Source organism: Bacillus sp. FSL M7-0003, assembly GCF_038628485.1.
GTDB classification, from domain to species: Bacteria; Bacillota; Bacilli; order Bacillales; family Bacillaceae; genus Bacillus; species Bacillus safensis.
On the sequence record NZ_CP152024.1, the window covers coordinates 440,549 to 455,309 of the forward strand.

The 14,761-nt window shown below is 38.4% G+C and carries 11 protein-coding genes; 6 read left to right on the forward strand and 5 right to left on the reverse strand.

Annotation, left to right across the window (positions count from 1 at the left end; genetic code table 11):
- Nucleotides 1–103 precede the first annotated feature (103 nt).
- Entirely contained in the window at nucleotides 104–718 is a 615-nt protein-coding gene (locus MHI23_RS02110) for a dienelactone hydrolase family protein (RefSeq protein ID WP_024424284.1), read from the forward strand.
- Nucleotides 719–1,074: 356 nt separating this feature from the next.
- Nucleotides 1,075–2,466, forward strand: a complete 1,392-nt coding sequence (locus MHI23_RS02115) for an amino acid permease (protein WP_051149986.1) — start codon at nucleotides 1,075–1,077, stop codon at nucleotides 2,464–2,466.
- Nucleotides 2,467–2,556: 90 nt separating this feature from the next.
- Here the strand turns inward: MHI23_RS02115 and MHI23_RS02120 are convergent, their stop codons facing one another.
- The 4 genes from MHI23_RS02120 to MHI23_RS02135 form a co-directional block, all read right to left on the reverse strand.
- On the reverse strand, nucleotides 2,557–4,107 hold the full coding sequence (locus MHI23_RS02120; RefSeq protein ID WP_024427295.1) for an MFS transporter: 1,551 nt from the start codon (nucleotides 4,105–4,107) through the stop codon (nucleotides 2,557–2,559).
- Nucleotides 4,108–4,191: 84 nt separating this feature from the next.
- A complete protein-coding gene (locus MHI23_RS02125; RefSeq protein WP_125587092.1) occupies nucleotides 4,192–5,046 on the reverse strand; it encodes an SDR family oxidoreductase in 855 nt (284 codons plus the stop codon).
- On the reverse strand, nucleotides 5,040–6,137 hold the full coding sequence (gene uxuA / locus MHI23_RS02130) for a mannonate dehydratase (protein WP_034622951.1): 1,098 nt from the start codon (nucleotides 6,135–6,137) through the stop codon (nucleotides 5,040–5,042). Before uxuA ends, MHI23_RS02125 begins: the two co-directional genes overlap by 7 nt.
- Before the next feature lie 18 nt (nucleotides 6,138–6,155).
- A complete protein-coding gene (locus MHI23_RS02135) occupies nucleotides 6,156–6,833 on the reverse strand; it encodes a GntR family transcriptional regulator (RefSeq protein WP_024427298.1) in 678 nt (225 codons plus the stop codon).
- Nucleotides 6,834–7,182: 349 nt separating this feature from the next.
- On the opposite strand from MHI23_RS02135, the gene MHI23_RS02140 reads away from it, so the two are divergent.
- The 3 genes from MHI23_RS02140 (at nucleotide 7,183) to uxaC (ending at nucleotide 11,022) form a co-directional block, all read left to right on the forward strand.
- A complete protein-coding gene (locus MHI23_RS02140; RefSeq protein WP_025093649.1) occupies nucleotides 7,183–8,349 on the forward strand; it encodes a Gfo/Idh/MocA family oxidoreductase in 1,167 nt (388 codons plus the stop codon).
- A 58-nt stretch (nucleotides 8,350–8,407) separates the two neighbouring features.
- Nucleotides 8,408–9,505 (forward strand): Gfo/Idh/MocA family oxidoreductase, encoded by a 1,098-nt coding sequence (locus tag MHI23_RS02145; protein WP_342492239.1) that lies wholly within the window; start codon nucleotides 8,408–8,410, stop codon nucleotides 9,503–9,505.
- A gap of 80 nt (nucleotides 9,506–9,585) precedes the next feature.
- Nucleotides 9,586–11,022: a glucuronate isomerase gene (uxaC, locus tag MHI23_RS02150; protein WP_342492240.1), complete on the forward strand. Its 1,437-nt coding sequence runs from the start codon at nucleotides 9,586–9,588 to the stop codon at nucleotides 11,020–11,022.
- Between the two features lie 67 nt (nucleotides 11,023–11,089).
- On the opposite strand, the gene MHI23_RS02155 is transcribed toward uxaC, so the two are convergent.
- A complete protein-coding gene (locus tag MHI23_RS02155; RefSeq protein ID WP_025093647.1) occupies nucleotides 11,090–12,583 on the reverse strand; it encodes a peptide MFS transporter in 1,494 nt (497 codons plus the stop codon).
- 262 nt (nucleotides 12,584–12,845) lie between these two features.
- Between MHI23_RS02155 and MHI23_RS02160 the strand changes: the two genes are divergently transcribed.
- Nucleotides 12,846–14,633, forward strand: coding sequence for a right-handed parallel beta-helix repeat-containing protein (locus MHI23_RS02160; RefSeq protein WP_342492241.1), 1,788 nt, complete (start codon nucleotides 12,846–12,848; stop codon nucleotides 14,631–14,633).
- Nucleotides 14,634–14,761: the final 128 nt, after the last annotated feature.

Consider the following 14,761-nt stretch of genomic DNA (forward strand, 5'->3'; position numbering starts at 1 on the left):
AACGTTAGATAAACGATTCGGGTAAAATATGCAATGATCATCCCAACGAAATTTTCCAATCGATTCAATTGACTTCTAAGAAACAAAAGGGAAGTGTGAACATTTGCATACATCGAAACAAAAACCTGTCATGATCTTAATACACGAAATATACGGAATAAATGATCATATGAAGAGTATGATCCATTATTTCGACACAGCTGGTTTTGAGGTTTATTGTCCTCATTTATTGGGACAGGCGAAGCACTTCCCTTATGTCAGTGAAAATGAGGCTTACGACTACTTTATGAATAAAGTTGGTTTTGATAAGCCGGTAAAGAGTGTACTGAATCTGGCAAAAGAGTTAAAAACGAAGAATGCCGCGATAGACATATTTCTGCTAGGTTTTAGTGTGGGGGCAACAATTGCCTGGCGATGCAGCCAAAATGATCAGCTGTTTAGAGGAGTTATTGGATTTTATGGTTCAAGGATCAGAGATGACGTCGATCTTGTGCCCGCCTGCAAAACGCTGTTATTTTTCCCGGAGATCGAAGCATCCTTTCATCCAAGGGAGATTGCGAGTGTTTTGGAGAAAAAGGAAAAGCTTTGCGTGACAATAGTAGAGGGTGAGCATGGATTCGCCAATTCATATTCTGCGGCCTTTCACGCTGAATCTAAAAAGCGCTGCTTTCAGAAAATAGATGAATTTATCAAAGTGTGTTTGTTAAAAGCAGAATGACTTGTGACTAAAGTGATCATAAGAACTGTCTAAAATGAGACTTGAAAAGAATGAAACGAAACCAGTGTGCAACGATAAAGTTTCATGCTGGTTTTTTTGTGCAATATTTTAGATATATGGCATCCTATCAAATGGTTTGATCCACCACATAGTTGTGCGAACATTACTAAAATAAAGACTTTGAGACAGTGACCATAGAAGGAAGCATATTTATTATAAAAGATGTATAATTAGTAGGTTGTTTTGAAAATGGAATGAATCACATGGAGACATGTTTTGATAACAGAGCATCTTAGAAGAAGGAGGGCATCATTGTGGATGTTGGACAAAATCAGCCTGAACAATTGAAAAGGGCGATGACCTCCCGCCATTTATTTATGATTTCACTTGGCGGTGTCATTGGGACAGGCTTTTTCTTAGGAACGGGCTATACGATTGGACAAGCAGGGCCAGTCGGAGCTGTTCTTTCATATATTGTGGGCGGATTGATCATGTATTTAACCATGCTGTGTCTTGGTGAGCTGTCGGTTGCACTTCCTGTGTCGGGGTCGTTTCATACGTATGCGACGAAATTTGTCAGCCCTGCAGCAGGTTTTGCTGTCGGCTGGATTTATTGGCTCGGCTGGGCAGCAACGGTCGCCCTTGAGTTCTTATCAGCAGGGCAGCTGATGAGGCGCTGGCTCCCGCAAGTGGATGTGTGGATTTGGTGTCTCATATTCGGACTCTGTCTTTTCTTATTAAATGCCCGGTCAGCGAAAGCGTTCGGGGAGTCGGAGTTTTTCTTTTCCACCATTAAGATTATTGCGATTTTACTCTTTATTGGCGTAGGTGGAGCGGCGATGTTTGGGTTTATTGAAACAACGAGCGGTGAACCCGCCCCATACTTCAGCCATTTTGTGAGTGACGGGCTGTTTCCAAATGGCCTGCTCGCTGTTGTGGTTACGATGATAACAGTAAATTTTTCGTTTCAAGGAACAGAGCTGATCGGGATTGCGGCAGGAGAAAGTGAAAACCCTGAGAAAACCGTTCCCCGCTCGATTCATCAGACCGTATGGCGTACACTTGTCTTTTTCGTCTTATCGATTTTCGTCTTAGCCGGTATGGTGCCTTGGAAGGAAGCTAGTGTGCTGCAAAGCCCATTTGTTACTGTGTTTGAGAGAACGGGCATTCCTTTTGCGGCAGACATCATGAACTTTGTCATTATCATTGCTTTATTATCTGTTGCGAACTCTGGCTTGTATGCATCGACGAGAATGCTGTATTCCTTATCGAAGGAAGGAATGGCAGGAAAAGCGTTTAGACGCGTCAATCAGCGCGGTATTCCGATGAATGCCTTACTGCTCACGTTCCTGTTTACAGGGATTTCGCTGTTATCCGGGTTTTTTGCAGAGAAAACGGTTTTTGCCTGGATCGTGTCCATTGCCGGCATGAGTGCCCAGACAGGCTGGATCACGATTACATTATCACAGCTGCTTTTCCGTAGAAAATACTTGAAAGCAGGCGGAAAGCTGGAAAACTTAAAATTTAAAACGCCTCTTTATCCGGTGCTGCCAATCATTGCGATCACACTGAATACCATCGTATTGGTCAGCCTTGCCTTTGATCAAGAGCAGCGCATCGGGCTATATGTCGGTGTACCGCTCATGATCATTGGGTATATTGTCTATCACCGCTATGTGAAAAAGCATCAGGCACAAAGTGAGCCACTGAAGCTGCAAATCCATGGAGATGATGAGATCCGGTTTTAAAATCAAAAAACACTAAATGTAAGATATTTAAAAACACCTCTGATATCAATCTGAAGGTGTTTTTTTTTGAAGTGCAACTAACAACAAAAGTTAGTTCATATCCTGTTTAAAATCTTGTTGTTCAAAATGTTGGCGCTTATTCTGATATCCTACGTTATTATTACCCCAAAGCTTCTCGTAATCCCATCCTGTTAGCGCTTTCAAAACACTTCTCGTTTCATCATCAGCCTGTTCCATTGAACCATTATTCTTTAACCTATTAATTTCATTAATCATAATGGAATGAGTTTTCTTAGATAATTTAAATTTAAATGAAATGACTAAACTAATACCGACTAGCCCTACAGTTCCGAAAAACAGAATACCTACAATCCCATTTATTGCTGTCGTAGACTGTGTCGTCGCGCTTGCAACGAATCCACTTTCCTGTAAAATAACTCCTACCAAAAATGTGGCTAAAGCTGTAGTACTTTTGCGTGTAAACGTCATAATACCTGCAAATATTCCTTCTCTTCTTTTACGAGTGACCATTTCATCTACATCAGGAATGAAAGTGTAAATATTCCATGGTATATAATATAACCCACTCTTTCCGATGCCTAAGATAACAGAGAAAGCATACAGCGCTATAATCATATAAGCTGGTTGTGTGAAGTATAAAAATATATAACCGCTGATACATGTAATAATCGCAATATAAGATATTTTCAAAGATGGCGCAGGGCCTATTTTAATCACGAGCCAACCAAACAATATTGTACATACCATTTGAAGTAATGAACCAATAGATAATAAATCAGCTGCCAGCACTGCATCTTTATTTAAAGAAAACACAACAAAGTAGACAAAGACAGCGTTTAAAATATCCATGGCTGTAAACGAACAAATATACATCGTGAGGTGCTGACGGAAACTTCTTATTCTAAAAGTAGATGTTAAGTCAATGATGACTTTTTTGATGGATTCTATAGCAGGTACTTTTTCTACACCATCAGGTTCTATCATGTCTTCTTCTATTTTACGTTCCCATGTTGTTCTATGTGTAATTAATAATGCAGCCATAAAAATAAAGGTGAAGATAATCCCATTGTAAAGAAAAACTTGAGGTGAATCTTTTCCGAATATTTCGAATAATCTGCCTGGAATAAAGGTAGCTAAAAATGTTCCTAGTCCTGAATAGATTAATCTTATTGTTGAGAGCTTGGTCCGTGCATTAAAATCATTCGTCATTTCAGCTCCAAGTGTTTCAAATGGAATTAATACCATTGCTGCAAGGAATTCTAACAAAATATAAACCGTTAAATAGTACCAGTAATTCATATCAGAAATCCAAAGAAGGGAATAAATAATCATCAAAGGGCTTCCAACTAGCAAAAAGAACCTGCGTCTTCCAAATTTTTTCCCAAGTTTTGTACGACCAAAATTATCAGTGATATGGCCCATAATTGGGCTTGCTATCGCATCAATAATACGAGCAATTGCAATAATAGATCCTGCTTCAACAGGGGTAAGACCGCAGTATGTAATGAAAAAATATAACATCCATGCGCCTATTATAGCGAATGCTCCCCCTCCAAATAAATCCATTGTTCCATAACCAATATAATTTTTGAGTGTTAGTTTCCTATTCTCAGTCTGCATTCTTATTTCTCCTTTCCAAGCCTACTTATAAATTTAAAAAAACATATAAAATAAAGATGTATGACAAGGAAAAAAATAAAAATATTAAACACCTGAATACGCCATAAAACCTCCATCAACAGGAATTGTCACGCCGGTAACAAATGCTGACATATGATCATCAACAAGCCATAATAGGGTACCAAGAAGATCTTCTGGCGTACCAAACCTTCTCATTGGTGTGTTCGAAATAATCTTATAAGACCTCTCTGTATAATCTCCATCTTCATTTAGGAGAAGTTTTTTATTTTGTGAGGTTAAAAAGAAGCCCGGTGCAATAGCATTTACTCTAATTCCTGCCTCAGCCATATGAACAGCTAACCATTTGGTGAAATTTTCAATTGCTGCTTTTGCCGCGCTATAAGCAGGCACTTTGGTCATTGGAGAAGGGGCACTCATAGATGACATGTTGATGACAACTGCTCCCTTTTGATAAACCATATGTTTAGTGAAAATTTGTGTAGGAATGAAAGTCCCCATAAAATTTAAATCAAATACATTTTGTACACTATCTGTACTTAAATGAAAAAAAGTATTTACATTAGGATTAGTAAGATCTTCTGTTTGAAATATTTCGTTGGTTGTATTTGCACTGGAGTGGTTACCACCAGCTCCATTTATCAATATTGTACAATTGCCTAATTCCTCTGTTACAATCTTCTCGGCTTGTTCCACACTATCTTTATTCAGAACATCACATTTAATCGCAATCGCTTTCCCACCCATAAGGTTAATTTCTTCGGCTACCTTTTCGCCCTTTTCGACTGTTCTATTTAAAATAGCCACAGACACGCCATGTCTAGCAAGTTCCTTTGCCATGGCGCTGCAAAGTACGCCACTGCCTCCTGTTATGACAGCTACTTTACCAGCTAAATTTTTATTTTCTTGTATGTTTACCATGTAGCTTCCTCCTTTGCTTCTTTTCGTACAGACTGTTTATTTTTTAAAGCATCCCAAGCTCCCCACAAATACATAATTCCAAGTGCTCTATCATAAAGACCATATCCAGGCCTGCATTGTTCATCCCAAATGTGTCTTCCATGATCGGGTCTGCAATAACCTTTGAATCCGCTTTCATAATAAGCATGTATAATGGCTGAAACGTCTACTGATCCATCTTTTGATCGATGCGATGTTTCAACAAAGTCCCCGTTATCATATACACGTACATTTCTTATATGAGTAAATGGTATTCTATCAATAAATTCGTGAATCATAGAGACTAAATCATTTTCTAAATTTGCTCCTAAAGATCCTGTACAGAGCGTTATACAATGAGATGGGCTGCTATTTAGTTGTAAAATTTTTCTGATGTTTTTTTGGTTAGTTACTATTCGCGGTAGACCAAAGACAGGCCAAGGTGGGTCGTCAGGATGAATAGCCATCTTAATATCATGAAGTTCTGCAATTGGAATAATCTGATCTAAAAAATATTTCAAGTTGGCCCATAAATCATCTTCTGTTATATTTTTGTAGGCTTCAAAAAGTTGGTGGAGGTGATTTAACCGCTCTGGTTCCCAACCTGGCATGGTTAAACTGGAGTTTTCACTAATTTTATTTACTAATTCTTTCGGATCAATATCTTTAATTCGACTATGTTCATAAAATAGAGCTGTAGATCCATCAGAAAGTGTTTTATTTAAGTCTGTACGGATCCAATCAAAGACAGGCATAAAGTTATAACATATGACTTTAACACCTACCTTTGCTAGCTTCTGAATTGTTTTCTTATAATTTTCTATGTATCGATCTCTAGTTGGAAGTCCGAGCTTAATGTCTTCATGAACATTCACGCTTTCAACTACTTCAATATGAAGGTTATGTTTATCAGCTAATTTTTTCATTTCTAACATTCTTTCTATTGGCCACTCTTCTCCTACGGGCACATCATGCAGTGCCCAAACAATTCCTTCCACTCCTGGAATCTGCTTTATTTGTTCCAGTGTGATCGTATCGTTTCCTTCTCCAAACCATCTGAATGTCATCCTCATCTACCATCACCCCTAATGTTATTTAAAATAATTTGGATATTCTTTCTTCAATAATTCTTTATCAACAAGTGCAATTTTCAAATGCTCTTCCATGATTTTTTCAGCTTTATCAGCATCTTGATCTTGTATAGCTTTGAATATATCCACATGTTGGGAAAGAATATTATCCCAATTATAATCTGTTACTAGCCTTAACATGCGGCTCCTATTAAAGTGTACATTCATCTGTTGAATAACTAACCATGTTTTTTCTTTTTTACACCGTTTGAAAATAGTTCTATGAAACTCCTCATCTAATTCAAACATTTTTTTATAGTCTTTTTTCTTAACGCAAATTTTTTGCATACTTAAATTCATATCTAAATCATTAATCAGCTCTTCCGAAAATTCCTGACAGGCTAGTCTAATCACTGCCTTCTCGAGATGTTCTCGCATAAACCGTGCTTCCTCCACAAGGTTCAAATCAATTAAAGAAACAAAAGTACCTCGTTGAGGATAGATACTTAATAATCCTTCTTGAGATAATTTTAAAAAGCTTTCTCTTACAGGAGTTCGACTAACATTAAATTGAACGGATATTTCTTTTTCAGAAATATTTGTCCCAGGTGGAAGCTTCAGGCTTAATATTTGATCTTTTAGCATATTGTAAACTTGTTCCCTCGTAGAGAGGTTTTGGTTTTTAAAATCAATATTCATTATTCTAATCTCCTTTCTCTAACATACTACCATACAAGTAGATTAGAATGGTAGCCATTAATTTCATTTTTCTGAATACTTTCACTGTGAGCATCTCCTGATGATTCCACTATGTAAGCCATAATCAATCATAAAAGTGCGGGATATTAAAAAGAAAATTCAAAAAACTATACAAAATTCAAAAAGATTAAGTTATAATGTTTTTGAGCTACCATACTAGTATAACTAGAATATTAATAAAACGAACGGTACTCTGATCTATCAGCTAGGTGAATTATTCAGTTTTTTGAAAGCGCTATCTCATTATTAGAAGTGAAAATTTATCTTATTGCAGAAGGGAAAGATTGATATGTCCAACATCGCCATTATAGGAACTGGATCTATTGCAACTGCCCATATCGAGGCTTATCTTGCAATGCCTGAAATCAGTAAAATTGTAGCTTTAGCTGATATTTATCCTGAAAAAGCAATGTCTGCAGCAACAAAATATAACCTGGAAGCACGAGTTGTCGCTAACTACCAAGAATTATTGAATGATCCTACGATTGATGCCGTTTCCATTTGTACACCTCCTTATATGCACGCAACTATTGCCATCGATTTTCTTAAAGCAGGCAAACATGTTTTAGTAGAAAAACCTATGGCTTCTTCTCTAAAAGAATGTGACGAAATGATAAAAGCATCTATTGAAAGCCAAAAGCTTTTATCTGTTGTTGCTCAAAACAGGTTTATGACGCCCATTATGAGATTAAAACATGTCCTTGATCAAAACCTAATTGGAAAAATCGCTCATACTCAAGTTGATTCTTTTTGGTGGCGTGGTCATAGTTATTATGATTTATGGTGGCGCGGTACATGGGAAAAAGAAGGTGGAGGTTGTACACTTAATCATGCTGTCCATCATATTGATATGTTGCAATGGATGTTAGGATTGCCGACTGACATTTTTGCAGCAACTAGTAATACCTTGCATGATAATGCAGAGGTTGAAGACCTTTCTATTGCTGTACTTCGCTATGGAAATGGCAGCTTAGCACAAGTAACCAGTTCTGTTGTTCATCATGGAGAAGAACAACAATTGATTTTTCAAGGTGAAAAAGCTAGAGTATCTGTCCCATGGAAAGTAAATGCTCAAATAGCTAAAGAAAATGGGTTTCCTCAAGAGAAAAATGATGAGGATTTAGAAAATCGTATTCAGGAAGCTTTTCATCAATATCCGGAATTACTATTTGAAGGGCATAAAGGACAAATAAATAATTTTTTAATGGCTATCAAGGGTAACCAGAAGCTTTTAATTGATGGAACAGAAGGAAGAAAAACACTAGAACTTATTACAGCCATCTATAAATCTGCAAACCAAGGTGTTCATGTGAAGCTTCCTCTTTCAGCAGACGATCCTTTTTATACACGTGAAGGAATGCTCGCGAACGTTAAGCATTTTTATGAAAAACAAAGCAGTGTAGAAAATTTTTCAGACGATACGATAACCGTTGGAGGAAATTACGAGAAACTATGAGTCTAACGTTATTAAATTATTAAAAATAAACTGGAAGCTAGCTAGAGGAGGAACAATCATGCAGAAAAGTGATGGAATGAATTATGCTCCTAAGGGAAAAAGTGCCCCTGTCGTTACAGAAGGACAATTCGTCATGGCGGCTATAGGTCTTGATCATGGACACATCTATGCAATGTGCAATGGATTAACTGAGGCTGGGGCTACATTAAAATGGGTTTATGATCATGATCAGAAAAAAGTACAAGAATTTTGTAAAGCATATCCGGAGGTACAGGCAGCCAAAAGTGAGAAAGAAATCCTCGAAGATCCAGATGTTAGGCTCGTGGCAGGCGCAGCCATTACATCTAAACGCTGTGATTTAGGGCTGCGTGTTTTAGATCATGGTAAGCATTACTTTACCGATAAATCACCTTTTACAACGTTAGAACAATTGGAGCTTGCTCGTAAAAAAACAGCTGATACGGGCCTTAAATGGGCTGTTTATTATAGTGAACGTTTGCACGTGGAGAGTGCCGTATTTGCTGGTCAATTGATTGAACAAGGAGCCATTGGAAAAGTGGTACAAGTTCTTGGAACTGGCCCACATCGTAGTAATGTAGAAAGCAGACCAAGCTGGTTTTTTGAAAAGGAATATTATGGAGGTATTCTATGTGATATTGGCAGTCACCAAATTGAACAATTCCTTTTCTATTCTGGCGCAAAAGATGCAAAAGTTGTACATAGTAAAGTGGGCAATTATAAGCATCATCAATATCCAGAATTAGAAGACTTTGGTGATGCTACTTTGATTGCTGATAATGGGGCCACAAACTACTTTAGAGTAGACTGGCTGACTCCTGATGGCCTTAGCACTTGGGGGGATGGGCGTACATTCATTCTTGGAACAGAAGGGTATATTGAAATCCGCAAATACGTAGACATCGCAAGGGATAAAACAGGAGACCATTTATATTTAGTAAATCAACAGACAGAGCAGCATTTTTCTCTAAATGGAGAAGTAGGATTCCCTTACTTTGGTGAACTTATTTTAGATTGTTTAAACGGTACTGAAAATGCTATGACTCAAGAACATACTTTTAAAGCCGCAGAACTTTGCTTAATTGCACAACGGGACGCAATCTACGTAAATACGGAGTTTGAATTAAGTAAGATCTAAAAAAGTGAGGTGTTATTTTTGTTAATAACACCTTATTTCATTTAATTGATTTTCTAAACATAAGTATAGAGGTGACGATATTGTCTACATTCCTAAGCGAAGATATGATGCTTAATCATGAAAGTTCAAAAGTTCTTTATCATGATTACGCGAAAAATATGCCAATCTATGATTTTCATACGCATTTAATGGCTGATGACATTGCTGCTAACAAAAAATATGAAAATATGACTGATATTTGGCTTAATGGAGATCACTATAAATGGAGGGCGATGCGATGGTTAGGCGTAGAAGAAAGATTGATCACGGGGAATGCACGTGACAAGGAAAAATTCTTAGCTTGGGCGCAAACGGTTCCATATACAATAGGAAACCCTCTTTATCATTGGTCACATTTAGAATTAAGTCGTTATTTCAATATAAATGAGTTGTTCTCAGAAAAAAATGCACATCAAGTTTGGGATATTTGTAATGAGAGATTAAATGAAAGTAACATGTCCACAAATGGAATTTTAGAAAAATTTAATGTAAAAGTTGTGTGTACGACTGATGATCCAATCGATACTTTAGAGATTCATCAAATCATACGTAAAGATGTAGGAATTAAAACTAGGGTCCTACCTACATTTAGACCGGATCATGCTTTAAATATTGAACAATCGAATTTTGTAAACTATATAGAAAAATTAGGTGATTCAATCAACGGCGCTGTTTTAACATATGAAAACTTTATCGCTTCATTACATTCACGAATTGATTATTTTCACGCGAATGGATGCAGAATTTCTGATCATGGTTTTGAAATATTTCCATTTTCACCAGCTACTGAACAAGAAGTGTCTTCTATATTTGTACGTGCGCTGCAAGGAAAAACACTATCCCTAGAGGATATCAATAAATTTAAAACAAACACTCTTCTTCACCTGAGTAAAAAATATCATTCGCTTCATTGGACCATGCAATTACACATAGGTGCTTTAAGGAATAATAACACACGAATGTTCAAGTTAACGGGGAAAGATAGTGGGTACGACTCTATGTCTGACTTCCACCTAGCAAGACATTTAAATGGTTTTTTGAATGAATTAGACAAAGACAACCTTTTACCTAAAACCATTATCTATAATTTAAATCCCGCTCATAATGCGATTGTGGCCTCTACTATAGGGAATTTTCAGTCTTCTGATGCCAGAGCAAAAATTCAATTTGGGTCTGGGTGGTGGTTTAATGATCAAAAAGACGGCATGCTAGATCAAATGAAAACATTATCTAATATAGGTTTGCTTAGCACTTTCGTAGGGATGCTTACAGACTCCAGAAGCTTTTTATCGTTCCCTCGCCATGAATATTTCAGAAGAATCTTATGTGATTTATTTGGGACTTGGATAGAAAATGGTGAGCTTCCAAGGGATTACGAATTTATAGGAAAAATAGTCAAAGATATTTGTTATCACAATGCCGTGAATTATTTTAATATTGAAATAAATGAGACAGTACCAATGAAAACGAATGAATAATGCAGTAAGATAATGATTATAATTAAAGTGAAAAACTGGACATGATGTACTCATGCCCAGTTTTTTATTAATGAACGCCTTTCATCGCTTTCTTAATCACTGGTGTCAGTAATAGCATCACAACGCATAAAACGATGGCAAGGAATCCGATGATACCGAAATAGACGGTTTCCGGCACTTTATCAAACAGTTTGACTACTTGCGCATTGATCGCCTGTGCCATTGCATTTGAAAGGAACCAAAGGCTCATCGTTTGCGCTGAGAAGGCAGCAGGGGCCAGCTTTGTTGTCGCTGACAGTCCAACTGGTGATAAGCAGAGCTCTCCGATCACGACGAGGAAGAAGCTCAGAACGAGCCATAATGGGCTCACAAGTGTGTTCGGACCGGACATGTATGCAGGAATGATCATGATGATGAAGGATAACCCTGCAAACAGAAGACCGAGTGAGAATTTAATCGGGGTAGACGGCTGTTTCTTCCCAAGTCTAACCCATAACCAAGCAAACACTGGAGACAGCAGCACAATAAAGATTGGGTTCAATGATTGGAACCATGAAGACGCTAGTGTCATCCCAAAGAAATTCAAGTTTGTTCGTTGATCTGCATATGTTGCTAAAATGTTTGAGCCCTGCTCTTGAATTGCCCAGAACATCACGGCAGCAAGGAACAATGGAATATAAGCGAGAACCCTGGATTGTTCCACTGCGCTCGTCTTTTTACTGAAATACATGACAATGAAATAAACAATCGGAATGAGTACACCAAGGGCACTAACAAACCAAGTGAATAGATTAATTGTGAGTGCGCCTGTTTGAATGCCAATGACAGCAAAAACCGCAAGCAAAATCACAACCAATGATCCGTAAATTTTGAAGTTCTTACGTTCGGCAGCTGATAATGGATTTGTCACATACGTGCCGGCAAGACCAAGGTTCGGTTTTTTTGTGACCACAAATGTAATAAGTCCAACAAGCATCCCCACGGCAGCGAGTGAGAACCCGAGGTGGAAATTGACTTTTTGACCGAGTGTTCCGACAATTAATGGGGAGATAAAGCCACCCATGTTGATCCCCATGTAGAAAATACTAAATCCAGAGTCCCTGCGAGGGTCTGTTTTTGTATACAGGTCACCAACAATGTTTGAAACGTTTGGCTTGAGAAGACCTGTCCCGATAATAATCAGTCCCATACTAATAAAGAGCGCTGTTGCTCCGCTTGGCAAAGCCAAAATCACGTGGCCGAGCATAATAAAAACTCCGCCATAAAAGACCGTACTGGATGATCCAAATACCCGGTCGGCGAGCCATCCGCCAATCACTCCTGACATATAGACAAGCGCACCATAGACAGACATGATCGAATTGGCTGTCGTCTGGTCAAAGCCTAGACCGCCTTTTGTCACCTCTGTGTACATATAATAAATAAGCAGTGCACGCATGCCATAATAGGAGAAACGCTCCCAAAATTCAGTGAAAAACAGTGTGTAAAGTCCTTTAGGATGTCCAAAAAACCCTTTTTGAGGAACACTTTTAACAATTTTATCGTGATCAATTGTAGACATGGCATAGATCCTTTCTTAAAAAAAGAGATATGAGAAAAATGATATTCTTGTATAGTTCTTGTGTCAATATAAAACTATTCTAAAACAGGAAAATGTTAGTTCAATAGGCGTAAAGACTCAAAAAATTGAAAAATTCTTTGAAGTGAAAATTATCGGAAAGTTATTCCGAAAGAATTTATTTAAAATTTGAAGGAATGTACAAGCAAACCTTTACCACATGCATAGGATGACAAGAGAACATGTGTGAAAAGGAGTGATTAGGTTGGGGGAATTGAATGAATCTGATCTAAAAAAACCAGTTGTCAATGTACTAGATTTTGGCGTAATTGCTGACGGGAAAACGGATTGCACAGCTAAGCTCAATGAATGTTTAGAGTGGACAAAAGCACAGGGATATTCCCATATCTGGCTGCCGAGCGGCACATATTTAATCGATGCGGTGTACAGAGGTGATCCATTTTTTCCTTTCCGAGGTGCAGGTATACGGGTGCCAAGTCATATATGCATTGAGATGGCGTCAGACGCTGTAATAAAGGTGAAACCAAATGATTCATGGGGGTATGCAACTTTTTATATAGGAAAGGTTGAGCATGTGACCATTCGAGGCGGGCGTATTGAAGGGGATCGTCATGAGCATGTATACAAGCCGCTCCCCGCTGAACGAAAAACCCATGAATGGGGCTTTGGGATATGTATTGAAGGTGCCTCCCATGTAGAGGTCAATCATGTCCAAATAAAAAATTGTACGGGAGACGGCATCATTGTCAGTCCCCACGGTTTGTTGACAGAGGGGGAACCATACTCGCCTGCTGCATCTATTGATATTTCTGGCTGCACCATCACAGATTCGAGACGCAACAATATTTCGATTACAGGCTGTGATGGGGTTATTGTGGAGGACTGTCTCTTGGAAAGAGCAGGAGTAAATGGGGTCGAGCCAAGAATGGGTATTGATATTGAAGGCTATGGAGAAAATGCCGTTAATATGGAGGAGCCTCTGAATATTCAGATTCGCAACAACATCGTCAGAGGAGGTGCAGCGAGCTCCATCTATAACTTTAACGGTTATGGTGTGATCATTGAAGGCAATCATACAGATAGCAGTATCTCCTATGGCTTCTCCACCGAAACGATCATTGCCAACAATATGATTCGTGCAGTGGGAGGAGGTGTGACAAAAGCAGGGATTACGAGCTTAGGCGTCTCACTTGGTCAAACGGAAAACAATGTGGTGATTATTGGCAATATGATTGAGGGGTTTGAAAAAGGGATTGATGTGAGGGGAGACAGTGTTCACATTACAGGCAATAAGATTAGTCTTTTTGAAGATGCGGCTGTGTCCGTTTATATGGCGAATCGTATTCTAATAGAAGGAAACCATATTGAATCAGGAACGAATACCGGAAAAAGAAGCGCCTCGCTGCGTATCTATCAATCGGATAGTGTCGTCTTTTCAAACAATACGGTCTACTCTGTAATCGATGCGGCCGTGGTGAGAGGAACGAATATTCTCATCCAGCACAATCAATTCAAAGAATTCAGCAGAGGCATCTGGGTGCAGGAAGGGGAAGTCGGGATCAACGGCAATCACTTTATTCAAGAAGGACACCCGGAGCTAGATTCTTCGTATACGATCAGTGTCACTGAAAATGCAAAGGCTTTCATCTGGCAGAATCGCTTTAAACACTATCAAAACTACGCTGTATACAGCAGCACGACGGGGGCATTAGAGATTAAAGATAATTCCTTTGAAGAAACATCCTTATATGTGGTGATGTATATTAAAAATGGTTCGCCACAAATTGGAGATAACCGTTTCTATTTAAATCGATCGATCGGACAGCCGACGGCGATCTTTATTGACCAGGCCGCCTCAGCCCGTGTGCTGCGCAATAACATCATCAATCTATCTCCTCAAAAAGCGATTGCTGTCCGCACCGCAAATTCCACTCATTCTGTCATCGCTCACAACATGCTGGAACGCAGTCAATTGTTGACACATACCACAGATCGGCTCATCGGAAATATTGAGATTGATACACCGTCATGAGCGTTTGAAATCCCTTATTTTGGAGGTTCAGAAGGCGGTTGACAATCCTGTAAAAAGGGCATATAGTAATAATTATTTTTCATTTTTCGCAACATTTGCCCTTTTTTTATTAATAAAACCGATTAATT

What these genes read in the sequence shown, in the direction of transcription:
- MHI23_RS02115 (WP_051149986.1), top strand. Translation starts at nt 1,075, where the DNA reads ATGACCTCCCGCCATTTATTTATGATTTCACTTGGCGGTGTCATTGGG.
- MHI23_RS02120 (WP_024427295.1), bottom strand. Translation starts at nt 4,107, where the DNA reads ATGCAGACTGAGAATAGGAAACTAACACTCAAAAATTATATTGGTTAT.
- MHI23_RS02125 (WP_125587092.1), bottom strand. Translation starts at nt 5,046, where the DNA reads ATGGTAAACATACAAGAAAATAAAAATTTAGCTGGTAAAGTAGCTGTC.
- uxuA (WP_034622951.1), bottom strand. Translation starts at nt 6,137, where the DNA reads ATGAGGATGACATTCAGATGGTTTGGAGAAGGAAACGATACGATCACA.
- MHI23_RS02135 (WP_024427298.1), bottom strand. Translation starts at nt 6,833, where the DNA reads ATGAATATTGATTTTAAAAACCAAAACCTCTCTACGAGGGAACAAGTT.
- MHI23_RS02140 (WP_025093649.1), top strand. Translation starts at nt 7,183, where the DNA reads ATGTCCAACATCGCCATTATAGGAACTGGATCTATTGCAACTGCCCAT.
- MHI23_RS02145 (WP_342492239.1), top strand. Translation starts at nt 8,408, where the DNA reads ATGCAGAAAAGTGATGGAATGAATTATGCTCCTAAGGGAAAAAGTGCC.
- MHI23_RS02155 (WP_025093647.1), bottom strand. Translation starts at nt 12,583, where the DNA reads ATGTCTACAATTGATCACGATAAAATTGTTAAAAGTGTTCCTCAAAAA.